Source organism: Yersinia sp. 1252 StPb PI, assembly GCF_048593885.1.
Taxonomy (GTDB): Bacteria; Pseudomonadota; Gammaproteobacteria; order Enterobacterales; family Enterobacteriaceae; genus Yersinia; species Yersinia enterocolitica_E.
This window is the reverse complement of the sequence record NZ_JAZGQE010000067.1, coordinates 1-23098: the sequence shown is the minus strand read 5'-3', so window position 1 is coordinate 23098 and position 23098 is coordinate 1. Positions and strand designations below refer to the sequence as shown.

Below are 23098 nucleotides of genomic sequence, written 5' to 3'. Positions count from 1 at the left end.
GTATTGATATTAATAAATCAAAGGCGATTAATCTATTAGCGATAACCAGCAGAAACAAATGGCAAAATAAAGATAAGAATGGAGTAAGTATTATCACTTATTCATTTAGCCAACAAATACCAATAGGTTACCATTATTATAAATCAGTTGAGGGTGCTCCGGCCGATCCCCTTAATGAAGCCCAAATTCACCAGGTAAGAACGGCTATGCTCGCCATTGCTGATGTGGCGAATATTAAATTTAGTGAGGCTAAAGATGATGTTATAGCTAACATCCCCATTGCCAATGTGTCACTTGAGGGGGCAATTGGCGGTTATGCCTATTCCCCAAATTCTAGTAGCCTCAGTCCAATATTTATTAATGCGAAGATAGACGAGAATCTAGCCCCCACACCATCAAACTATGGTGGTCGGGTGTTTATGCATGAACTCGGCCATGCACTCGGCTTGGAACATACACATGACACTGTAGGCTTAACACAACAAACCAGCGTAATGAGCTATTTATCTGAGTTCAACTCAGGAGCAATCTACGGGGGTAACTTTGCATCAACACCGCAACTCTATGATATTTTAGCACTTCAATACCTTTACGGTGCCAATAGCCGTAGCCGAACCGGTGATACGACTTATGGTTTCAATTCCAATAGTAATAGGGATTACTTTACTGCAACCCACACTAGCGACAAGTTGATATTCTGCGTGTGGGATGCCGGTGGTACCGATACGTTTGATTTCTCGGGTTATCATCAAGACCAAAGAATCACGCTGACTAAGCGTGGTTTCTCTGATATTGGCGGCTTGAGAGGCAATGTCTCAATTGCAGATAAAGTCGTGATTGAAAATGCCATCGGCGGTAGCGGTGATGATGAAATCAACGGTAACCGATCAAATAACACCCTGAAAGGAGGGGATGGTGATGACAAATTAAGGGGCCGGGTGGGAAATGATAGGCTATTCGGGGGCCGTGGCAATGACCGGCTATCCGGTGGTAAGGGTGATGACTTCTTATCCGGCGGCGCGGGTAATGACCGGCTCAGCGGTGGCAATGGCAATGACCGGCTATTCGGCGGACGTGGCGCTGACCGGATGAAAGGGGGAGAGGGGTGTGATATTTTCCAATACCGTAATAGCAGAGATTCCACCAAAAAATATACCGATACCATCATCGACTTTACATCTGGTGAAGATAAAATTGATTTATCATTCATTATGGCTGGCAATAATAATAATATTGTTATGGTCAATCAATTCAGCGCGAATGGTCAAACAGAATTAATGCAGAAATATGATGATGTCGCTAATATTACCTATCTGATGATTGATTTCGATCCAAAAATAAGCAAAGTCGATATGATGATAAGATTTATCGGCAAACATCAATTCACTCACAATGATTTTATTGTCAGCCCACCGCTTATTTCATAACGCTTTATACCCTAAATAATTCGAGTTGCAGGAAGGCGGCAATTGAGTGACAACTTGGTTGTAAACCATGTTGAACAGCGCTTGCGCTGGCCCGTCGGATGAGCCTCATTAGAGGCTCATAATCCCCAAGCAATATACCCAAAGTCATTGGCGTTACCGCCACAGGGCCAACTGACACTGTAATAGCATCAAGGAAGTGGCATATAGAGGTCAAAACGATGACTTTTAGTGGTTACAGCCGCTGACGCAGCTATTCCTGCCAACGGTTCGGCATAATCTGGCCGCTTCACCACCACCCGTTTGGTAGCTAACGCGCGGGCCGGTGCCAATAAACCATCGGCATCTTCATCCGCACCCACCAGCGATTGGAACACCCGCATCTCCTTTTTAACCAGCGCACTTTTCTGCCGGTGCGGGTACATCGGATCGAGATAAACCACTTCTGGCCGGGGTTCAATATCTGCCAGTGCTATCAGGCTGGAGGCGTGCAACAGCGTCAACCGTTCGCGCAGCCACGGACCAATCTCAGCATCCTGATAACCGCGACACAAACCATCATCAAGCAATGCTGCCACCACTGGATTGCGCTCCAGCATTTGCACCTGGCAACCCAGCGCCGCCAAAACAAACGCATCCCGCCCTAAGCCTGCGGTAGCATCGACCACGCGGGGAAGATAACCCTTTTTGACACCGACAGCTTTGGCTACCGCTTCCCCTCGCCCACCACCGAACTTGCGGCGGTGCGCCAACGTACCGGAGACAAAATCGACATAAATGCCACCGAGCTTCGGCTCATCCCTCTTGCGCAATTCAAGGCGCTCAGGTGTCAACACCAGCGCCATAATGGCCTGCTCGTCAGACACCAAACCCCAACGCTCAGCCAAAATAGACAAGGCGCCGGGGGCGGCGCCTGCTTCAGACAATAAACAGATACTGACTTGTGACACGTTCTAGCCCTTAATACCGTAATGGCGCAGCATAGCATCCAACTGCGGTTCACGGCCACGGAAGCGCTTGAACAGCGTCATCGGCTCTTCAGAGCCACCGCGGGACAGAATATTATCGAGGAAGGACTGCCCGGTGGCAGCATTGAAAATCCCCTCTTCTTCGAAACGCGAGAATGCATCTGCCGAGAGCACTTCTGCCCACAAATAGCTGTAGTAACCCGCTGCATAGCCACCGGCAAAGATATGGCTAAAAGCATGTGGGAAGCGGCCCCATGTCGGTGACGGTACCACTGCCACCTGCTTTTTCACTTCATACAGGATCGGCAGGATCTGTGCACCGGTCAGTGGATCGAACTCATAATGCATGCGGAAATCGAACAGGCCGAACTCTAATTGACGCAGAATAAATAGCGCCGCCTGATAGTTTTTGGCCGCCAGCAGTTTATCCAGCATCTCTTGCGGTAATGGCTCGTGCGTCTGGTAATGGCCAGAAATAAACGCTAGCGCCTGTGGCTCCCAGCACCAGTTTTCCATAAACTGGCTCGGCAATTCGACCGCATCCCAAGGGACACCATTGATGCCCGAGACGCCGGCAGTATCAATTTTGGTCAGCATGTGATGCAGGCCATGGCCGAATTCATGGAACAAGGTGGTGACTTCGTTATGGGTGAACAGCGCCGGTTTACCGCCGACTGGTCCGTTAAAGTTACAGGTCAGATAAGCCACCGGTTTTTGTAATTGACCGTTCGCCAGACGCAGGCTACCAACACAATCATCCATCCAGGCACCGCCACGTTTGTGCTCACGGGCATACAAGTCAAGATAGAAGCTGCCGCGCAGTTCACCGCTGGCATCAAAGAGTTCGAAGAAACGCACATCTGGATGCCAGGTATCCACATCTCGGCGCTCTTTGGCGCTAATACCGTAAATACGTTTAACGACTTCGAATAACCCTTCCACCACCCGCTGTTCCGGGAAGTAAGGTCGCAATTGCTCGTCACTGATGGAGAACAGATGCTGCTTCTGCTTCTCTGAATAATAGGTGATATCCCAGGCAGCCAACTCATTGACGCCGTAGTGTTTTTCAGCAAAAGCACGTAATTGTGCCAGCTCTTCTTCAGCCTGCGGACGGGCGCGTTTCGCCAAATCGTTCAGGAAACCAAGCACCTGTTGCGGGCTTTCTGCCATTTTGGTCGCCAGCGATTTATCGGCATAGCTGCCAAAACCTAACAGTTGTGCCAATTCATGGCGCAATGTCAGAATTTCCGCCATGATTTCACTGTTATCCCACTTACCGGCATTTGGCCCCTGATCAGAGGCACGGGTAGCAAAGGCGCGATACATCTCTTCGCGCAATTTAGCGTTATCAGCATAGGTCAGAACCGGCAGATAACTTGGCATATCCAGTGTCAGCAACCAACCATCCTGCTCTTTGGCTTCAGCCATAGCTTTAGCCGCAGCCAGGGCACTTTCTGGCAAGCCTTGCAATTGGTTAACATCAGTAATTAACTTGCTCCAGCCCATGGTGGCATCAAGCACGTTATTGCTGTAAGTGGAGCCTAGCTCAGACAAGCGGGCGACAATTTCGCCATAACGTTTCTGCTGATCGGGTTGCAAACCGATACCGGATAACTGGAAATCGCGCAGCGCATTCTCTACTGCTTTGCGCTGTGGGGCTGTCAATGCATCAAACCCTGGGCCTTCTTTCAGACTGACATAGGCCTGATACAAACCTTTATGTTGACCCACCCAAGTACCGTATTCCGACAGCAATGGCAGGCTTTGTTCATATGCAGTGCGCAGTTCCGGGCTATTTTTGACCGAATTTAAATGCCCGACCGGCGACCAGATACGCGATAAGCGATCGTCAGACTCAGCCAATGGCTGACACAGGTTATCCCAGGTGAAAGGTCCTGGCTGGGCAACTACCCGTTCCACCGCTTGACGACATTCATCCAGTGCGGATTTCACCGCAGGCACGATATCTTCGGGGCGAATCGCAGAAAATGGCGGCAGGGAGAACGGGGTCAACAGCGGATTTGTCATAGGGCAGTCCTGATTATAGTTTTGGATATCAATGATTCTTTTGAATATCAATGATCGTTTTCAATACCGCCGCGATGGTGAATACAACGACGACTTATAAATTATCTATGTATGATTAACATGAGGTCTATCAACATGAAAATCAATGGCTGGCGGCCTGACGACTATTGATTACCCACCGATTTTGGCAATCAAGCTCGCACTGCGGGTGTAGCAAAAACCTCAACCAGCTTAAATTGCTCAAAGACCAATAGCATCTCAGGGGAGAAATCACCCTCCCGTTCAAAGAAGGCCCGATGCCCGGTCTGCCAATAAGCCAAGCTTTTATCTCCCTCCCCCTCTTTGGCCGCCATTTCTGCGGTGACATCACAATAGCGGACCAGCGTTAAGCTCATGGTTCTAATGACGCAAACCGGTGTGCCTCGGCCATCGAGAATGACATTGTAATCACCAACACTGGGCGAAGCTTCTGATTTATAAGCACGATAGGAGCAACAAGTCGCTGTTTTAGCGCCGTTGATGACCAATTGCGCCAATTCATCTGCCATCTCAGAACTGTCGCCAAAGGACCAGAGCAAAGCGTCTAGGTAGTGCTCAGCAATTATCTTGTTAGTCATTATTATATCCATTGAGGTCAGATCAGGTATTCATCACAGATTAATGCAATTCAGTTTTTATCCACCAGACAGTTTATACTAGTTGCCATAATGTGCTGGCTGCGGTTTCTCACCCGGGTGTTTGTCGCATCCACAGATAAAAAGCACTGCCACAATCTACAGCATATATTCTCGCTAAATCCTTGATTTAAATTAGAATATCAATTGGTTAAAATAAAATGTTAAGTTATCGCCATAGTTTTCACGCCGGCAACCATGCCGACGTTCTTAAACATACCGTTCAAAGTCTGATTATTGAGTCTTTGAAGGAAAAAGAAAAACCGTTCCTTTATTTGGATACCCACGCCGGTGCCGGTCGCTACCAGTTAAGCGGTGAGCATGCCGAGCGCACGGGTGAATACCTTGATGGTATCGGCCTACTGTGGCAACGAGATGATTTACCTGCTGATTTAGCGCCATATATGAGTGCTATCAATTACTTTAACCGTAGTGAAAAACTGCGTTACTACCCCGGTTCACCATTAATCGCCCGCCATTTATTGCGTGAAGATGACAAAATTCATCTGACTGAACTGCACCCAAGCGACTACCCGTTGCTGCGCAATGAGTTTGCTAAAGATGAGCGAGCTAAAGTTCAACGTGCCGATGGTTATCAACAACTTAAATCACAATTGCCCCCATCATCACGCCGGGGTTTTGTTCTGATTGATCCGCCGTATGAAATGAAAACGGATTATCAGGATGTGGTGAAAGGTATTCAGGAAGGCTATAAACGCTTTGCAACGGGTACCTATGCATTATGGTATCCAGTGGTTTTACGTCAGCAAATCAAACGTATGTTACGGGATCTGGAAGCCACCGGCATCCGCCGTATCTTGCAAATTGAGCTGGCAGTGCGCCCGGACAGTGACCAACATGGTATGACCGCATCTGGCATGATTGTGATTAACCCGCCGTGGAAGCTAGAACAACAGATGAATACCTTGTTGCCGTGGCTGCACAACGTGCTGGTGCCATCGGGTCATGGTCATACCCTGGTGAAGTGGGTAGTGCCAGAATAAACACAGCCTAAATCAATTGGTCACGCGAATCAGAGCCATTGACGCAACCTTTGCGACAAAACTCGGGTAAGCGTTAAACTGTTAGGCAAATTTTAAACAACGTGGGAACGATTCTGATGACCAAACATTACGACTATCTGGCAATTGGCGGTGGCAGTGGTGGGATCGCGTCGATCAACCGGGCAGCCATGTACGGCAAAAAGTGTGCGCTGATCGAAGCTAAACAACTTGGTGGCACCTGCGTCAACGTTGGTTGTGTGCCAAAAAAAGTAATGTGGCATGCCGCGCAAATTGCAGAAGCGATTCATTTGTATGGCCCAGATTACGGTTTCGATACCACGGTGAACCATTTCGATTGGAAAAAGCTGATCGCTAACCGTACTGCTTACATCGATCGTATCCATCAGTCTTATGAACGTGGTTTAGGCAATAACAAAGTGGATGTTATTCATGGTTTCGCGCGTTTTGTTGATGCGCATACTGTGGAAGTGAACGGTGAAAAAATCACTGCTGATCACATCCTGATCGCCACCGGTGGCCGCCCAAGTCACCCGAATATCCCTGGCGCAGAATACGGGATTAACTCCGATGGCTTCTTCGAATTAGACGAGATGCCAAAGCGAGTTGCCGTAGTAGGTGCAGGTTATATCGCGGTAGAAATCGCCGGGGTGCTCAATGGGTTAGGCACAGAAACCCATCTGTTTGTGCGCAAACATGCACCATTGCGTACTTTTGATCCGCTGATTGTTGAAACTCTGCTTGAAGTGATGAACACCGAAGGGCCAACACTGCATACCGACGCGGTACCAAAAGCGGTGATTAAAAACGCCGATGGTAGCCTAACGCTGCAACTGGAAAATGGCACTGAAGTCACCGTTGACCACCTGATTTGGGCCATTGGCCGCGAACCGTCAACTGACAACCTCAATCTGTCTGCCAGCGGTGTCAAAACCAATGACAAAGGCTATATCGAAGTTGATAAGTTCCAAAACACTAACGTCAAAGGTATCTACGCCGTCGGGGACAACACTGGTGCGGTTGAACTGACCCCTGTCGCCGTGGCTGCGGGTCGCCGTTTGTCTGAACGCTTGTTCAATAACAAGCCGGATGAGCATCTGGATTACAGTAATATCCCAACCGTGGTATTCAGCCATCCGCCAATCGGTACTATTGGCCTGACTGAGCCGCAAGCACGCGAGAAGTTTGGCGACGATCAGGTGAAAGTATATAAATCTTCATTCACTGCAATGTACAGCGCGGTGACTCAGCACCGCCAGCCATGCCGGATGAAATTAGTCTGCGTAGGGGTGGAAGAGAAGATTGTTGGTATCCATGGTATCGGTTTCGGTATGGATGAAATCTTGCAAGGGTTTGCTGTCGCCGTGAAAATGGGCGCGACCAAGAAAGATTTCGACAACACCGTCGCTATCCACCCGACCGCAGCAGAAGAGTTTGTAACCATGCGTTAAGGTTTGGTAAAAGACCAGAAAGGCTATGGACCGCAGGGTTGATAGCCTTTTTTATTGTTTTAAATTCTATCCTCACGAATATTTCTTACTTTCGCCCGGGTGATCCCTTAGTAGTTTCCAGCCAAAATTCATGCCCGCAGCAGCCAATAGGATGGCAGTTGCTCCAGCTATTTGCACGATACTCAAGCGGTGATCGAATACCAACCAGTCGACAATAATCGCCACAACCGGATAAATAAAAGATAACGTACCAACCAAACTGGTCGGGATTTTCTGAATCGCGCCGTACAACAGTGCGGACATTAGCCCAGTGTGAACCACGCCGATAATGAACAGTAATCCCCATGTGCTGCCTGATAGCGGTAAATCAGACCAACACACAAAGGGTGCCAGCAAAATAGCGCCGACCAACAACTGAATCAGTACAATCAGATGTGGTGGCAAGCCTTTTAGCCGCTTGATAATCGCGGCCGTTACCGCATACATGAATGCCGCCCCCAGCGCCATAATGATGCCGAAGAGGTAGTCAGAACCGGAGGTGATGGCCCCCGGTTGCCCGATAATGATAAACAGCATCCCGCCAAAAGCGACCAGCAACCAACAGAGCGCATTTACTGTTAATTTCTCACCAAAAAACAGTACCCCCAGCCCAACCAGTATAAAGGGTTGAGTATGGTAGGTAACGGTTGCCACCGAAATGGAGGCATAAGAGTAAGCGCCAAACAGTAGAACCCAGTTCAATACCAGCGTAATACCACCGATAACTGCAATGACGATATGCTGTCGCGTGAGCACACCGCGTTTGAGTAAACCCAGCATGGCACAAGCGATAAACATGGCGAATGCACCAAATACACAACGCCAGAACACAACTGTTACCGCAGGTTGCCCTGATGCGATAACCGGCCAGCCCACAGTACCGGAAATAAGCATAGCTGCGACCATTTCCATTGCCCCGCGAGCTTTCATTTTTATCATTCTCTCTCCGTAATCGCTGCCAGGATGCTTTTGTATTTGAGTGCTTGGCACTCAACAGACAATACATTAAAATGAACAAGTGACTATTATGGTGAACGACAATCAACCGTTCGTCAAGATGAACAAATGAATGATATGGTGAACAATGACTCACTTTATGCCCGATAACTCAGACCAAGCAGCAACCCCGATTGGCTTGCTTTCTGCCTCTATTCGCCGGGAACGTGAGAAGTTAGGACTGACGGTAACGGAATTAGCAAAGCGTGCAGGTATCGCGAAATCGACGTTATCGCAATTGGAAGGCGGAGCGGGTAATCCCAGTTTGGAAACACTGTGGTCGTTAGCCATGGCACTGGATGTCCCGGTCAGTCGGCTTATCGCCCAGCCGCGCTTGCATGTTCAGGTGATCAGGGCCAATGAAGGGATTACTGCGGTTTCTGAACAGGCGAACTACACCGCGACGTTGCTGGCTGCCTGCCCCACAGGGGTACAGCGGGATATCTATCGGATTAATGTTCAACCCGGTGAACTCAGGCGCTCCCGAGCACATATGCCCGGTACCATTGAACATGTGATTATCAGTTCAGGAAAAGCCAGAATCGGCCCAGTTGACCAAGCAGTTGAGTTAAACGCAGGAGACTACATTAGCTATTCTGCTGATGTGGAACATATTTTTGAAGCACTGGCCGTGGATACCACTGCGGTGATGATGATTGAGCACACATAAGCTATCGAGATATCCGTGGTCATACAGAATTCCGACCGACACCCCAGCATAACTGTTGGTTAGGTTGTGATAGACGTCGACTCTGCTATTATCAACAGGCTGCTGCCATTTTGTATCATATTTTGTAGAATAATCATCTGCATAAGGCATGGATTAAGGCCACTGAGGAGAATTATGCCGAACGCACCGAAAGACAACTCAGCCCCACTGGCGGCGGGGATTGAAACCGGCAAAAAAGCCATTTCCTATATGACCCGGCTGAGTAACCACATCAAAGCTTACCCAGTGGTTGCCCATATTATCCGTGCCACCGATCGCTTTAATGACCGGATGGGCAGCCAGTTTGGTGCAGCTATTACGTATTTTTCTTTTTTGTCACTGATCCCTATTTTGATGGTTTCTTTCGCCGCAGTCGGTTTTGTCCTGGCGTCTAATCCTGACTTATTAGCTGAATTAATTAATAAAATTGTCAATACCATCAGTGATCCAACACTGGCCGCTACACTTAAAAACACGGTAAATACCGCAATCCAGCAGCGCACCACCGTCGGCTTGACTGGCTTAGCGATTGCGCTGTATTCCGGTATCAGTTGGATGGGGAACTTACGCGAGGCGATTCGTGCTCAATCACGAGATGTGTGGGAGCGTAATCCACAGGATCAGGAAAAGTTCTACTACCGTTATGCCCGCGATTTTATCTCGCTGACTGGGTTGGTTATCGCACTGATTATCACCCTGTCACTGACGTCAATTGCCGGTGCTGCACAATCTGCCATTGTTGATGCATTAGGATTGGGGGGGATTGATTGGTTACGGCCCGTTATGACGCTGATTGCGCTGTCGATCTCTATTACGGCTAACTATTTGTTATTTTTATGGATATTCTGGATTCTGCCGCGCCATAAACCTAAGAAAAAAGCGTTACTGCGCGGTACCCTGATTGCCGCTATCGGCTTTGAGATAATTAAGTTTGTCATGACGATGATGCTACCACGCCTTGCCAGTTCGCCGTCCGGGGCGGCTTTTGGCTCCGTTATTGGTTTAATGGCGTTTTTCTACTTTTTTGCCCGGCTAACGTTATTTTGTGCCGCCTGGATAGCCACAGCCCACTACGCTGAGGATGAAACCTTACCGCAAGGCGGGGGAAACAAGGCCACCCAATAAGCCCAACCAGATAGGGTCAATACCCCATTAATGATAAATAAGCATTATGGGGTTTGCTCACCTCGCTGACTTATCACTACACTGGCCGCCGTTATCAAAAACAGAGGGCAATCCGTGTCGCGTTATATAAAAAAACCGTGGTTTTTACTGATACTACTGGCAGTTGTGCTGCTGGCCGCGGTGTATAAATTGCGTTTTAGCAATGCGGATGCACTGTGGAAAATCGTCAGCCAGCAATGTGTTCCCCATATGGTCGCAGAACATAACCCACAACCTTGTGTCGCGGCTGATATACCGGCGGGTTTTGTGGTGTATAAAGCGAACATTGGATCATTGCAGTATTTACTGATGCCGACTGCCAAAATCAGCGGCATGGAAAGCCCACAGTTGTTAACCAGCAGCAGCCCAAACTACTTCTTTGATGCCTGGCAAGCCCGTCACTTTATGGCCGATAAATATGGCGCACCAATTAATGATGCTGATATCTCGCTAACCATTAATTCAAGATACGGGCGTAGTCAGGACCATTTACATATCCATATTTCTTGCCTGAAACCACAGGTAAAAGCGGCGCTGGCAGCGCAAGAGGCAAACTTCCGTCAGCAGTGGCAGTCCCTGCCAGGTGGTCTGTTAGGTCATGACTATCTGGTACGGCGCACAACGGCTGCTGAATTGCAGCAATCAGGTGCATTCCGCCTGTTAGCTGATGAGGTGGCTGGGGCGAAAGATAGTATGGGCCGCTATGGTTTAGCCATGACCGCATTGCCTGATGGGGAATTTTTACTACTGGCAAGTCAGGCGAGTCTGACGAAACTGCACCGCGCATCAGTGGAAGAATTGCAAGATCACGCTTGTAATTTGCTATCACCACCGCCGCTGGTCTCTCCGTAGCGTTAAAACGGCTGGGCAGTTAGCTACTCGCTCTCACCGCCCAGCCGCTACCCTGTTCAAATTGATTGATTTACCGGCTCCCATTAGCCTGGCGATAGATCTTTTATTGCTCTATTTCTTTTGCTTCATTTTTTGCAGGAAAGGGGTGCACTGGTTTTCATCAGCCTCACTGGGCGAAATCAGTGCCAGTAAGGCCGCAGCAGGTGTGAGTGCGACACCCAATACAGCAGCAATGGCGCCACGGGCGATCAACGGCCCCGCTTTCACTCCAGCATCAGGCTGTTTAAATGTTCCTTTCACATACAGCGGAGAGCGTAGGGTCAGAATACGCAGCCCTTTGCTTTCTGGATTGATCGATAAGTCCAACCGCTCAGTAGCAAAGTTGATATTACCGGTAATGTTGATAATGGCATTCTCGGTATCAATAACAAACAGGCGCGGTGTTGCCAATCCATTGCGCAACTGCACATCGGCCACTGCGCAGTTAATTTTCACTTCATCATCACCAAACAGCTTCGCCACCAGATAGTTACCCACATTCAGCCCCAACAACTCCATCAGGCTACGGCTGATTAGCCCCTGATTCAGTAGCAAGCGCAGGTTACCATTACTGGTTGCCAGCAACGCAGCCACTGAGTTACCGGTAGCGGTAAATGATGCATCGCCATTCAACTGCCCCAAACTGTTGCGCATCGCCTGTACCTGTGGCAATAGCTCTTTCAATTGCAGGCGGCGGGCATGCAAATCAACCTTGCCGGTCATCGGATCTTTGTTGCCATTCAGCCGCAAAGTGGCATTAAGGTTACCGCCCGCCATGCCAAAACGCAGTGGATCGAGTCGTAACTCACCGTCATTTAGTACCACGTGGGTAGACAGATTATTCAAAGGTAATGATTTATCCCGTTCGATACGCTTAGCCGCATACGTGACATCTGCATCCATCACTCCCCAACTTTTGGTATCAAACTTATCTGTTGGCAATACCTTATTTGCAGGCTGCCGGTTTCGCTCACCACGATTGGCCTTTTCCTGATTGGAGTCAGCACCAATCAAGGGGGCTAAATCAGTAAAACGTAATTTTTCTGATGACATTTTGCCCGTTAATTTCGGCCGTGGCTGGCTGGCGGTATAGGTCAGGCTGCCGTGAATATCACTGTCACCAATTTTACCGTTAAAGTTTTCATAGCGATAAACTGCGCCACCAGTTTGCTTTAGGCTGGCAATTAAGTGGCCATCGGTATTGTAAGGCGGGGTCGCGGGCAGCAATACACCGATAAGGGGATAGAGGTTGTCCAGACTGGCACCGGAAAATTTCAATTGCAGATCTAATCCCGCCAGATTGCCAGGGTCGGTTAAGGTACCGGCTACCACCACACGGGTAGAGCCAGAACGCACATCAGCCTGCAACGGGAATGGTACGCTCGCATCACTCATCGACAGCATGCCGCCTATTTTTCCGCTGCCGGTGAGTGGCTGGCTCTGATACTTGCCGTCAATTTTCCAGCCGAAAACATAATCTGGCGTATGGCTCTGCGCCTTATCCGTAACCTGTTTATCCTTTGTCTCATTACGAGTACCGGTCACCTCAGCAAACGGCAATGGCTTACCCAGTGGGTCGATCACGGCGTGCAACTCAGCTTTCAGAATGGCATCACTGAGGGTTATTTCACCGCGATCAAACACAATATCGTTAATATTCACTGACCAAGATGAAGAAGGTGCCTCACCCTGCGTAGGGCTATTGGCCAGATTGAAGGTCCAGTTATTCTTACCGTTAGCCAGACGAAGCAGCTTGGCATTCGGTTGTGTTAGCCAGATACGAGGGATCCACACTTTCTGTGCCAATAAAGCCAACGGCGCAATACTGGCATCAACCCGTTTTAACGTGACCATTTCCCCAGCCGGAAAATCTGTGGCTAGCGTGTTAGTTTTATTATCTGTTTTATCACTGACTAAATCTGACGGGTTGCCCAACACCAAATCTTCAGCATGGATATGTGGCCATGGTACCCAACCGCGCCAACCCGGCTCATCCCCTTTACGTGACCAATCCACCCCCAAGTTGCCACGGATAGCAAACGGCCGCTGCAACTCAGCAGAGACTTTTTCATTGATGGTTGGCTTCAAACGGTTCCAGTCAAAGGTCATCACGAAAATCACCGTCGCCGCCAGTAGCAGCACGATAAGCCCACCAACACCTGTCAGCACTTTTCCGGTTTTTGTCATAACAGCTCCATGCCCGTACTCATAATAGATAAAGCTAAATCCGACACCAGGCGCGTATTTAATGGACGTCAGTTCGCGGTAATTTAATCGAAAAATCAGCCATAAAAATAGTTAACTGATTAATAGTGCGGATTCAGAAGACTACACTAACCATAGTCGATGATGGTTTAGAATCCATTATTTGGGCAGTTGAATCCGGTGATGCGCAGAGGCAACACGGCAGGGAAGTGCTTTTTCTCAGAGAAGGTTAGCCACAAAACAACATAGGCAGCGTCTGTAATCTATCAAATGAAGTTGGCCGGGACAGATAATAACCCTGTGCGGCAGCGGCATCAGAGCGTTGCACCATGGCCCACTCCTGCGAGGTCTCAACCCCTTCAACTATAACCCCTTTGCAGTAGCGCCCCATTAAGGTGACCAAGGTGAAGAACAGTTGGTTTCCAACCTCACTTTCTTGCAACACAATAAATAAATCTCTGGCGACTTTGATGTACTCATAGCGCCAACTGATAAATGAAGTGAAATTGGCCAGCCCGCTGCCAAAATCATCCAACCAGAGTCGGTCAGCTTCAGCAATACGCGCAAAAGGAGTATCAAGGGAGGTATCAACGTGCTCGAGTAATTCAAAGCGAATATAGGGCATAGCATCGATCAGCAATTTGGCTTGCAGATCATCTTGCATCGCCATCAATGCCTGTCCATCAATGTTGATCGAAACCAGTACCGAGTGATGAACAAATATGGCGTGCCACTGCTTAATCATATTCAACTGCTCCAGTACCACATCCAAACGAGCGCGGATACTAATAGCACTGAAGTAATCCTCTGGATTTAAACGTGTATCCGGGGATGAAGGATGAAAAACAGCCGTGAGCAGTTCAATCGCCAGCAACGCACCAGATGTGCGATAGATAGGTTGAAAAGTGTACCGACGCTGACATTGCCGCCAGAAGCTCTGTCCTTTATTTCGATCAATAGCGGCAAAGGATGGCGCAAGTAAACCTGATACTTTATTGGTCATCATCAGTTTAGTCGCCATGTTGCAAGACACCGTACAGTAATGGCAGCGTATATCGCGGCCAGCCTGATTGCATCCTGTGGTAAACGGTTTTCTTTCTGGAGATGTTATCGACTCGAACGACCAGAACTTTATATAGCGGCATGACAGATTATCGCTCCCAAGCAGGCTGGCACGGTACATTAAAGCCATCTACAGTAGTTAACTCAATAATGCCATTAATGTTAATGGAGGTCTGTATGCCTTATGTAAATATTAAAATTACTCGCGAAGGAGCGACGGCGGAGCAGAAAAAACAGCTAATCGCCGGAGTCACCCAACTATTAGTCGATACCTTAGGTAAAAACCCCGCGACTACGGTCGTCGTGATTGATGAAGTGGACACTGATAACTGGGGTATTGGTGGTCAAAGCGTCACCGAACTGCGGAAATCACCATAATTCTGTTCTGAGTGGCGGGAAACTTGTCAGTTTCCCGACCTACATCATAAAAAATTTAAAACGTCGTTTTAATACTATTGACTCCGACTAAGCCAGCAGTGAGACTATAGTCAAAGTCATTGGCGTTGTAGCACGGCTGCAAACAACGCTACAACGTCAAGTTAGCCGGGGATAACCCAATATCATTCCCATCACTGACTCATCATTCAGAAATAGGCCGCTTTCCATGACCAGCAAAAATATTGCCGTTATCGGCGAATGCATGATTGAACTGTCACAAAAAGGTACCGATCTTAGCCGGGGTTTTGGCGGTGATACGCTGAACACAGCGGTGTATGTTGCCCGTCAGGTATCAAAGCAGGCTTTGAATGTACATTACGTGACCGCATTGGGGACTGATAATTTCAGTGAAGAGATGCTGGCTGCCTGGCAGCAAGAACAAATCCACACTGATCTTATTCAGCGTATGGATAATAAGTTGCCGGGTCTGTACTTCATCGAAACCGACAACACCGGTGAGCGAACCTTCTATTACTGGCGCAATGATGCCGCAGCCCGTTTCTGGTTGACCAGTCCGGCAGCCGATGAAATCTGCCAGCGGCTGGAAAAATTTGATTATCTGTACCTCAGTGGGATCAGTTTAGCCATTCTGGACAACGCATCGCGCCAGCGTCTGCTGCAATTGCTGCGCGCCTGTCGTGCCAACGGCGGCAAAGTTATCTTTGATAACAACTACCGCCCACGCCTGTGGCAGAGCAAGCAAGAGACTCAGGAAGCCTACCGTGACATGTTAGCCTGTACGGATATCGCGTTCCTGACACTGGATGATGAAGATATGCTGTGGGGCGAGAAGCCACTGGAACAGGTGATTGCAAGCACTCAGGCTTTGGGCGTGAGCGAGATTATCATCAAGCGTGGTGCGGACTCGTGTATCGTCTGGGTAAAAGACGGTTTTGAAGCCCATCAATATGATGTTCCCGCGGTCAAACTGCCGAAAGAGAAAGTGGTGGATACCACCGCTGCCGGGGATTCCTTCAGTGCGGGCTATCTGGCGGTTCGCTTAACGGGCGGTAGCGCCCACGACGCAGCAGTACGTGGCCATTTAACAGCCAGCACGGTGATTCAATATCGTGGTGCTATCATTCCACTGGCGGCAATGCCAGCAGTTTGATACTCGCCAACAGGTTCAGGCGGCCGGTGACTGACGTCGCTACGGTCCGCCTCTGCTGCTTCATATCGTCATGAATTCATTTCATTAACGACAAGCCCGGCACATACCGCCCGGGCTTTTTTGATTACTGCGCAGTGGTCGGTGTTGGTGGTGCTGCTTCCGCTGCCGCTACTGTTGGCGTGGCATCCTCTGGCACCACCGTATGGGGTGTCATAATTGCGTTATACGCCGCCTGTAATGCCTTCACATTCACTTCTGGCTCGCCTTTCGGTTGCGTCAGAATCAACGTGGTATCTTGCGATAACTGCTGTTTCAATTCCTGATTAAGCTCAGTCAGCGTCAAACCCGACAAGAATGCCTGGCGCAACTTCTGGTACTGTTCCGGGGCGATATCAACTACGCCACTTTGCTGTGAGCGCAAACGTTGGCTCATCAAAATGTCGGTATCAGTGCGGGCATAGGTTGCAAACAACTTACTTAGCTGATCATTTTTCTGCACCATCAACGCATCAAACTCAGCCTGACTCAGGCCATTAGCGCGCAAGCTAGCCAGTTCACGGGCGACAAAACTCATCCCTGGCGTCAGGTTTTCAGCCGGCGTATTCAAGTGGATAGCACATTGTGCACGCTGATATTGCACCCGGCAATCAAAGCCCAGTTTCAGGTTCTTCTGATCACTTTTATCCAACACTTGCTGGATATGCCAGAACAGCGCCTCGCGCGCCAAATCACTGCGCCAGTAGCGGCTCAATGCGATGGAATCCTGAATAGGATGCCATGGGGTATCCCACATCAGCGATAGCGTATCTTGTGCCGCTTGTTCATTAATAAGGCTTACCGGCTCTGGCGGCAATGGCGCTAACATCGCAATCGGTGCAGGTGTCGCGCGTTTCCCTTTCAGCTCAGAGAACGTTTTGCCAATTTGGGCGGCAATGCTGCGGCTATCCACGTTTCCGACCACGTACAACGTCATCGCATCCGGGGTGTACCACTGTTCATAAAACTGTTTTAGCTTTTCGACATCGACCGGCTTCGCCACAGGTTGGCCCGGATCATGCCCAATCAAAGAAGAACCTTTAAGCCGATAACGCCACCAAGGTTCCTGAATATTTTGCGGGAAAGTGGCAATAGGATCGGTGGCACCATTCAGTGCTGCATTAACGGTTTGTTCATTTACAGCCAGCTTGCCACTGGTATCAGATAACCAGGCCAGCGCTTCCTTCATCAGGTCGGGGCGGTTATTGGGCAAACTTAAGCTGTATAACGTGAAATCATAAGATGTAATGGCCGGTGGCAACGGGCGCTCGTTATCGACCCCTTGTTGCCACAGCGACTGAAGTTGGGCGGGAGTAAAACTCGCGCTACTCATTAATGCCAGGCGTGGTAGCAGATGGGCAAAGCCAACTTGCTGTGCGCTTTCAGATAATGAGCCAGTATTAACAACCAGACGTAACTCGATCCGATCGCTTGGGCGTTGCGGCGTAGCCAGCAACTGCCATGAGAACCCGTTTTCTAACTTCCCCTGCTGCCAGGCAGGATCGGGTTGTAGTGCTTCAGCCTGCACATTACTGCTGGCGGCAGCCAACAATAATCCACCAACTATGAGACGAATTCTGGTGCCCTGCATGTGAACCCCTACTTAATAAACTATCCAATTTTAAAACGATACAAATTTACACCAGCCAGTCGTGTTTTCACCCGAACAGCCCATGTTTAACTTGTCAGCGCCATCGATATGGCAGCCATAAAGACATGCATAAACCAATCCAGCTTTAATAACCCCAGTCCAGCCATCACAAACTGATCGCTCTGCCGTCATTATTAGGCGAAAAATCAACGGTCAACGCCACCGTGAAAACCGGAGGTGGCAGTGTACCATTCTGTTAGACCGCATGCTTTTGCCGATGTCACTCAACAGAGTAAAAAATAGTAGCTAAAGGGTATTTAACACCAGAAAATGGATCGCGGGGCATTATTTTCGCGATTATAGTGCAGAGGTGCTACCGGTGACAGCAAGCCACCGGTAGTGATTTGGTCGTACTCATCGACTGAATTTTGGTTATATCTTGCGCACTTGGTGCTACGAATTCGCACTTGATGCTACGAAGAAGAAAGACCGTTTTTTATCTCACTGTTAGGTGGTGTTTTGTTTGATAACACCGCCTGCAACTGGTCGTTATCCAGTTGTTTACACCATTTGGCAACCACAATAGTTGCCACACCGTTACCTATCAGGTTAGTCAGGGCGCGAGCTTCGGACATAAAGCGATCGATACCCAGAATCAGCGCCAACCCGGCCAGTGGTAAATGCCCAACCGCAGAGATGGTCGCCGCCAACACAATAAAGCCACTGCCTGTCACACCGGCCGCACCTTTTGAGGAGAGCAGCAGTACTACCAGTAATGTGACCTGATGAATAACATCCATATGGGTGTTGGTCGCCTGCGCAATAAACACTGCCGCCATGGTCAGGTAGATAGAGGTGCCGTCCAAATTAAAGGAGTAACCGGTCGGGATAACCAACCCCACCACCGATTTCTTACACCCTGCTTTCTCCATCTTATCGAGCATGCGCGGGAGCACGGACTCAGAAGATGACGTCCCCAATACGATCAGCAGTTCTTCTCTTATATAGCGGATAAATTTGAAGATGTTAAAGCCATTGAATCTCGCAATCGACCCCAGCACCACCACCACAAACAGAATACAGGTCGCGTAGAAGCAAATAATCAACTGCCCCAGTTGCACCAAGCTGCCGACACCATACTTACCAATAGTAAAGGCCATCGCACCGAAAGCACCAATCGGCGCCAGGCGCATAATCATATTGATGATACCGAAGATAACGCGGGAGAAACTCTCGATAACATTAAAGATGAGCTGACCTTTTTCACCCAAACGGTGCAGGGCAAAACCGAACAGAACAGCAAACATCAATACTTGCAGAATATTACCGCTGGCAAACGCGCCTACCACACTGCCTGGGATGATATCCAGCAAGAATGGCACAATCCCTTGTTGCGAGGCTTGTTCGGCATAAAGTGCAACTGCTTTGGCATCCAAAGTTGCCGGGTCGATATTCATACCGGCACCGGGTTGCACCACGTTCACAATCACCAGCCCAATCAATAGCGCAATGGTGCTGACAATCTCAAAATAGAGCAGTGCAATCGCACCGGTACGGCCAACGGCCTTCATACTTTCCATGCCCGCGATACCGGTAACCACGGTACAGAAAATCACGGGTGCGATAATCATTTTAATTAGTTTAACAAATCCATCACCCAGAGGTTTCATCTGAGCGCCAAGGTCAGGGTAAAAGTGCCCTAACAATACGCCCAAGGTAATCGCCGTTAACACCTGAAAATAAAGACTTTTAAATATTGAAACTTTCATGACTATGTCCTTTTGGGTAAATACACGGCAGCCTGTCGCTTAACTCTTTGTGATGATTGAGTGACACTTCTTTTTTATCCGTGCTTGCGCGGAAAATAACACCCTCATAACAATATGGAAATTATTAGTTGCACTGGATTGCACCCTTAACACGAAATTAAGAACTGAAACGCTTCAAGCGGGAGCAACAACGGAAAAACAGACAGATCAACCAGACAATTAACCAAAATGATTAGTCCGCAGAAGGGGTAGAAATGAGATAAATAATCGGGATGGTGTGTCGGGGAAAAGAAGGTTTTTGAACGACGTGAACAGCCGATGTATTGCAGCAATAGCCCCCTTTAAGGATGATTAGTCAAGGGGGCGAGTTAGCCATTTCCAGTAAGCTTATTTAATTGCCCGGGTGGGCACGGTGGCAGCACTGTTGATGGCGACTTCGTTAATGGCACTCCACTTATTGATATCTGTGCCAAAAGTGTCCAGCTTGATATATTTGGCTGTCACCGGTGCAAAAGTCAGCTTCTCACCGTTTTTGTCCGCCGTAGAGGTTTCCAGCCCTTGCGCAAGCGGCTGCCAACTCTTCCCATCACTGGAATAGGCGATGGAGAACTTCAGTTTACGTTCGGTGGGTTTAAATGGAACCACGAGAATATTTTCAATGGATTGCGCTTTATCCAATTCCAGTTGAATCCAGCTATCTCCTGATGCTGCCCATCGCGTTTTTACATCGCCGTCGGCAATATTCGCCGGAACATGGCCTTTCTCACTGTCATAACCCGATGCAGTGACAGCAACAATCTGCGCGGCATAACCCGATGCGCAGAACAACGAACCTAACACCAGAGTGGCTAAAACCTGTTTTTTCATCAACCTATCCTTTTTATCACGACACAGGAACCCGAGAGGAAAGCGCCGGGACAAGCAACCCTGGGAAGCCACTGCCCGGCACTTTACCAACAGCGGCCCCAGCACGGGCCGCTGTCGGGACTATTTACGGCCGTTCGGTTGCAGCTTCTCACCCACATTGAGCAAGAACAGTTCATTATCACGGGTTGAGATCCGGGCTGAACCGTCGTCCATTCGGTAAGCACCTTCAGTAAAACCAGCACCATTCAGGAAAGGGGCTACTGCCTGTGGTTTATTGCGTAGTGAAGCCTCTAGCGCCAATAAAGCGTAAGGCTCAATGGCATCTATATCAGCATATTGACGATCCGGTGAAGCCATAAAGAAACCATCGATATAGCGGGTTTTAACGATGTTATCGCCGATTTTCTCTGCTAATAAACGATACTCCGCCACCTGACTGGCATGGTAGAGATCCAACAAAGCAAACAATGCGTAAGGATCGCTGTTGGTGGTATCCAACTTGATCTTCACCTCTTTACCCGGTGCGGTACCGAGATCACCCAGCCCCTGATCGTTTGCAATACCGCGAGCCACTTTCCACAACAGTGGATCATTATCAATGGCATAAGCACGGGCATATGAAATCAGGAATTCGTTGCCCGCTTTGTAAGGCTTGAGTACGGTGCCTTTTTTGCCGTAATAGCCATCACGCGGCAGTGTATAATTGGATAAGTCCTGCCCATCAGCAATCATTGGGCGGAAGGTGTTGTCCTTATCGTTATAAGCATATTGCGCGAATGCTTTTAGGCCATCCACGGTCCATTTCAATAAATCCTGCCCTTGATTGCCCAGATCTTTACCCAGTTGCAGTTGCATCAGCGCATTTTCAGAATAAAGCGTGCTGGTGCGCCCTTTGAGCATCATGTTGCCTTCCAATGCTGCCGGGCCAAACTCTGGACCAAACTGACGCTGGGCGCGGTCACCGAACTTGGAGTGGGTATCTGCGTCATCTGTTGGCTCTTCCCGTTTAAGAGCTTGGGTAAACTGATAAACACCAAGACCGGTTTTCGCATCACGTGGCAATACATACTGCGAGGCCAAACGCTTAGCCCACACTAATGCCTCTGGCTCCTGCTGATGTTTATAAAGCAGAGAAGCGGAATAAATCAGATCATTACCTGCATTGAGGAAGCTAAGCCCTTTGGTTGCAAAGAAGGGGGGCTGTTGCTCGAATTTACTTTCCCACAATTTCCCCATTGGTTTGCCATATTCGCCGTGGCGGCTGGTTTCGAGAATACGCCAGTCATAAACATGGGCGTTCCAGAAACCACGAATGAACCGGGCAGTGGCATCACTATCAACACTGAACATCAGGTCATAGTAGGGATAGGCATTTTTCAGTTCATGCACCATCTCTTTTTCACTCGGCCCTTCTGGTTGCAGCGTTTTCAAATCGACAAAGCGATGGCCGCCCCAATAGAGTAAGCCGCTCGGGTCCTGATAATTTTGGAAATGATAACGAACGATATCTTCAGCGCGTTTTTGGTAACGGGCGTCCTGGGTAAGCTGGCTCAGGCCGCTCATGACACGCATCAGATTTTGTTGTGCGGAGAAATTTGATAACACAGCCCGACGGCCATCGGGGAATATCCATTCCATTTGTTGGCCAGTACGGGGGTCAACACCATCCGCCAATAACGGGCTGGGCTTATCACCGTGGTAAGTATCTGAAGCTTTGCTTAACACGTTATCGACATACTGTTTCACGACAGTGAGACGATCGGTATCCGCTGCCTGTCCGGCGGGTATATACAGCGTTGCCAGCGCTGCCATACTCAAGAATAACGCTCTTTTTTTCATTACTTGCTACCTGTCAAAAATCGTTATGTGAGGTGTGACCCCCTGAGGTCAGAATCTGATTATTTCAATAATGGATCAGAAGCTGTATTTCACCCCAACGCGATAACGGGTTTGACGTTCGTTGGTATTTTTGCTGCCAGCAACGTTACCAACTGCCATATAAGGAGACCAGTTTTTATCCCACTTGTAAGTCAATTTAAAATCGTGGCTCCAATCGTAGTTCTCGTTATTTGCCAGTATAACCCCAGCTTTATTGGCTTGTTTGTAGTCCAGCTCATAGTCTAATTGGTAATCTTTAAAGAATTTATAGCTAACCACGCTCGTCAGATTATAGCCATTTTCAGATGTATCTTTTGGCGTATTAATATTGGCGCTGGTGCGTTTGTAATAAGGACGATAACGGAAGGAAACAGAGAGATCGTCAACGATATTAGCCTTACCACGCAGGTAAGGACGATAACTATTGGCTGTGGAGCTTGAATCTAATGAGAAACCTGGTTCAATAGAAAATGTATTATCAATTTTGTATACATAGCTGGCAACGACTTCAGTACCATTGCTGACTGTTTCATTAAATGCTTTATCTTTGTCCTGAGCCCCTTTCCACTTGCCTTCCAGTGACAAACCGAAGCCATTTGCAAAGCGATGTGACATTAATAAACGATCTTTGTGGGTGTTACCACTTTGATCTTGCATTTCATGACGATAGTCAATAGTTACCGCCATTGCGCTAGTGCTGATAAGTGATGCCATTGCCAGAGATAGTAATTTAAATTTCATTCCAATTTCCCTTATTTTAATAAAGATAAGTATT

At 48.6% G+C, this 23098-nt stretch carries 19 protein-coding genes; 8 read left to right on the top strand and 11 right to left on the bottom strand.

The window, feature by feature from the left end:
- The first annotated feature begins 2 nt into the window (after window positions 1-2).
- On the top strand, window positions 3-1427 hold the full coding sequence (locus V2A85_RS11815; RefSeq protein ID WP_420071510.1) for a M10 family metallopeptidase C-terminal domain-containing protein: 1425 nt from the start codon (window positions 3-5) through the stop codon (window positions 1425-1427).
- 188 nt (window positions 1428-1615) lie between these two features.
- Here V2A85_RS11815 and rsmJ read toward each other — a convergent pair whose 3' ends face one another.
- The 3 genes from rsmJ to V2A85_RS11800 all read right to left on the bottom strand — a co-directional run bounded on the left by rsmJ (window position 1616) and on the right by V2A85_RS11800 (window position 5037).
- Window positions 1616-2374 (bottom strand): 16S rRNA (guanine(1516)-N(2))-methyltransferase RsmJ, encoded by a 759-nt coding sequence (gene rsmJ / locus V2A85_RS11810; RefSeq protein ID WP_372560275.1) that lies wholly within the window; start codon window positions 2372-2374, stop codon window positions 1616-1618.
- A gap of 3 nt (window positions 2375-2377) precedes the next feature.
- Window positions 2378-4420 carry an oligopeptidase A gene (gene prlC, locus V2A85_RS11805; protein WP_372560274.1) on the bottom strand — a complete coding sequence of 681 codons (2043 nt, stop codon included), beginning with the start codon at window positions 4418-4420 and terminating at the stop codon, window positions 2378-2380.
- A gap of 191 nt (window positions 4421-4611) precedes the next feature.
- Window positions 4612-5037, bottom strand: coding sequence for an ASCH domain-containing protein (locus V2A85_RS11800; RefSeq protein WP_420071509.1), 426 nt, complete (start codon window positions 5035-5037; stop codon window positions 4612-4614).
- 218 nt (window positions 5038-5255) lie between these two features.
- Here V2A85_RS11800 and V2A85_RS11795 point away from each other — a divergent pair, with 218 nt between their 5' ends.
- Together V2A85_RS11795 and gorA are read left to right on the top strand one after the other, a co-directional pair.
- Window positions 5256-6098: a 23S rRNA (adenine(2030)-N(6))-methyltransferase RlmJ gene (locus V2A85_RS11795; RefSeq protein ID WP_372560272.1), complete on the top strand. Its 843-nt coding sequence runs from the start codon at window positions 5256-5258 to the stop codon at window positions 6096-6098.
- A 116-nt stretch (window positions 6099-6214) separates the two neighbouring features.
- Window positions 6215-7567: a glutathione-disulfide reductase gene (gene gorA / locus V2A85_RS11790; RefSeq protein ID WP_372560271.1), complete on the top strand. Its 1353-nt coding sequence runs from the start codon at window positions 6215-6217 to the stop codon at window positions 7565-7567.
- A 72-nt stretch (window positions 7568-7639) separates the two neighbouring features.
- Here the strand turns inward: gorA and V2A85_RS11785 are convergent, their stop codons facing one another.
- Window positions 7640-8542 carry a DMT family transporter gene (locus tag V2A85_RS11785; protein WP_420071511.1) on the bottom strand — a complete coding sequence of 301 codons (903 nt, stop codon included), beginning with the start codon at window positions 8540-8542 and terminating at the stop codon, window positions 7640-7642.
- 160 nt (window positions 8543-8702) lie between these two features.
- Between V2A85_RS11785 and V2A85_RS11780 the strand changes: the two genes are divergently transcribed.
- From V2A85_RS11780 to V2A85_RS11770, 3 genes are all read left to right on the top strand, one after another.
- Window positions 8703-9272 (top strand): helix-turn-helix domain-containing protein, encoded by a 570-nt coding sequence (locus V2A85_RS11780; protein WP_420071508.1) that lies wholly within the window; start codon window positions 8703-8705, stop codon window positions 9270-9272.
- Between the two features lie 174 nt (window positions 9273-9446).
- A complete protein-coding gene (gene yhjD, locus V2A85_RS11775; protein WP_420071507.1) occupies window positions 9447-10436 on the top strand; it encodes an inner membrane protein YhjD in 990 nt (329 codons plus the stop codon).
- 114 nt (window positions 10437-10550) lie between these two features.
- On the top strand, window positions 10551-11327 hold the full coding sequence (locus tag V2A85_RS11770) for a CDP-diacylglycerol diphosphatase (protein WP_420071506.1): 777 nt from the start codon (window positions 10551-10553) through the stop codon (window positions 11325-11327).
- Between the two features lie 111 nt (window positions 11328-11438).
- Here the strand turns inward: V2A85_RS11770 and V2A85_RS11765 are convergent, their stop codons facing one another.
- Both V2A85_RS11765 and pdeH read right to left on the bottom strand, forming a co-directional pair.
- Window positions 11439-13553 (bottom strand): AsmA family protein, encoded by a 2115-nt coding sequence (locus V2A85_RS11765; protein WP_420071505.1) that lies wholly within the window; start codon window positions 13551-13553, stop codon window positions 11439-11441.
- Between the two features lie 247 nt (window positions 13554-13800).
- A complete protein-coding gene (gene pdeH / locus V2A85_RS11760) occupies window positions 13801-14592 on the bottom strand; it encodes a cyclic-guanylate-specific phosphodiesterase (RefSeq protein WP_193784750.1) in 792 nt (263 codons plus the stop codon).
- Window positions 14593-14810: 218 nt separating this feature from the next.
- Here pdeH and V2A85_RS11755 point away from each other — a divergent pair, with 218 nt between their 5' ends.
- Together V2A85_RS11755 and V2A85_RS11750 are read left to right on the top strand one after the other, a co-directional pair.
- Complete coding sequence (locus V2A85_RS11755; protein ID WP_420071504.1) at window positions 14811-15011, top strand: 2-hydroxymuconate tautomerase family protein; 201 nt, start codon at window positions 14811-14813, stop codon at window positions 15009-15011.
- 226 nt (window positions 15012-15237) lie between these two features.
- Complete coding sequence (locus V2A85_RS11750; RefSeq protein WP_372560266.1) at window positions 15238-16182, top strand: sugar kinase; 945 nt, start codon at window positions 15238-15240, stop codon at window positions 16180-16182.
- 124 nt (window positions 16183-16306) lie between these two features.
- Here V2A85_RS11750 and V2A85_RS11745 read toward each other — a convergent pair whose 3' ends face one another.
- The 5 genes from V2A85_RS11745 to V2A85_RS11725 form a co-directional block, all read right to left on the bottom strand.
- Window positions 16307-17809: a M16 family metallopeptidase gene (locus V2A85_RS11745; RefSeq protein ID WP_420071503.1), complete on the bottom strand. Its 1503-nt coding sequence runs from the start codon at window positions 17807-17809 to the stop codon at window positions 16307-16309.
- Window positions 17810-18282: 473 nt separating this feature from the next.
- Window positions 18283-19578: a dicarboxylate/amino acid:cation symporter gene (locus V2A85_RS11740; RefSeq protein WP_372560264.1), complete on the bottom strand. Its 1296-nt coding sequence runs from the start codon at window positions 19576-19578 to the stop codon at window positions 18283-18285.
- 387 nt (window positions 19579-19965) lie between these two features.
- Complete coding sequence (locus V2A85_RS11735; protein WP_372560263.1) at window positions 19966-20445, bottom strand: discoidin domain-containing protein; 480 nt, start codon at window positions 20443-20445, stop codon at window positions 19966-19968.
- Between the two features lie 120 nt (window positions 20446-20565).
- Window positions 20566-22284, bottom strand: a complete 1719-nt coding sequence (locus V2A85_RS11730) for a pectate lyase (protein ID WP_420071502.1) — start codon at window positions 22282-22284, stop codon at window positions 20566-20568.
- Window positions 22285-22359: 75 nt separating this feature from the next.
- A complete protein-coding gene (locus tag V2A85_RS11725) occupies window positions 22360-23064 on the bottom strand; it encodes an oligogalacturonate-specific porin KdgM family protein (RefSeq protein ID WP_083161368.1) in 705 nt (234 codons plus the stop codon).
- Window positions 23065-23098: the final 34 nt, after the last annotated feature.

What these genes read in the sequence shown, in the direction of transcription:
- V2A85_RS11800 (WP_420071509.1), bottom strand. Translation starts at nt 5,037, where the DNA reads ATGACTAACAAGATAATTGCTGAGCACTACCTAGACGCTTTGCTCTGG.
- gorA (WP_372560271.1), top strand. Translation starts at nt 6,215, where the DNA reads ATGACCAAACATTACGACTATCTGGCAATTGGCGGTGGCAGTGGTGGG.
- V2A85_RS11730 (WP_420071502.1), bottom strand. Translation starts at nt 22,284, where the DNA reads ATGAAAAAAAGAGCGTTATTCTTGAGTATGGCAGCGCTGGCAACGCTG.
- V2A85_RS11745 (WP_420071503.1), bottom strand. Translation starts at nt 17,809, where the DNA reads ATGCAGGGCACCAGAATTCGTCTCATAGTTGGTGGATTATTGTTGGCT.
- pdeH (WP_193784750.1), bottom strand. Translation starts at nt 14,592, where the DNA reads ATGGCGACTAAACTGATGATGACCAATAAAGTATCAGGTTTACTTGCG.
- V2A85_RS11765 (WP_420071505.1), bottom strand. Translation starts at nt 13,553, where the DNA reads ATGACAAAAACCGGAAAAGTGCTGACAGGTGTTGGTGGGCTTATCGTG.
- V2A85_RS11750 (WP_372560266.1), top strand. Translation starts at nt 15,238, where the DNA reads ATGACCAGCAAAAATATTGCCGTTATCGGCGAATGCATGATTGAACTG.
- V2A85_RS11780 (WP_420071508.1), top strand. Translation starts at nt 8,703, where the DNA reads ATGCCCGATAACTCAGACCAAGCAGCAACCCCGATTGGCTTGCTTTCT.
- prlC (WP_372560274.1), bottom strand. Translation starts at nt 4,420, where the DNA reads ATGACAAATCCGCTGTTGACCCCGTTCTCCCTGCCGCCATTTTCTGCG.
- V2A85_RS11725 (WP_083161368.1), bottom strand. Translation starts at nt 23,064, where the DNA reads ATGAAATTTAAATTACTATCTCTGGCAATGGCATCACTTATCAGCACT.
- V2A85_RS11740 (WP_372560264.1), bottom strand. Translation starts at nt 19,578, where the DNA reads ATGAAAGTTTCAATATTTAAAAGTCTTTATTTTCAGGTGTTAACGGCG.
- V2A85_RS11795 (WP_372560272.1), top strand. Translation starts at nt 5,256, where the DNA reads ATGTTAAGTTATCGCCATAGTTTTCACGCCGGCAACCATGCCGACGTT.
- V2A85_RS11735 (WP_372560263.1), bottom strand. Translation starts at nt 20,445, where the DNA reads ATGAAAAAACAGGTTTTAGCCACTCTGGTGTTAGGTTCGTTGTTCTGC.
- yhjD (WP_420071507.1), top strand. Translation starts at nt 9,447, where the DNA reads ATGCCGAACGCACCGAAAGACAACTCAGCCCCACTGGCGGCGGGGATT.
- V2A85_RS11755 (WP_420071504.1), top strand. Translation starts at nt 14,811, where the DNA reads ATGCCTTATGTAAATATTAAAATTACTCGCGAAGGAGCGACGGCGGAG.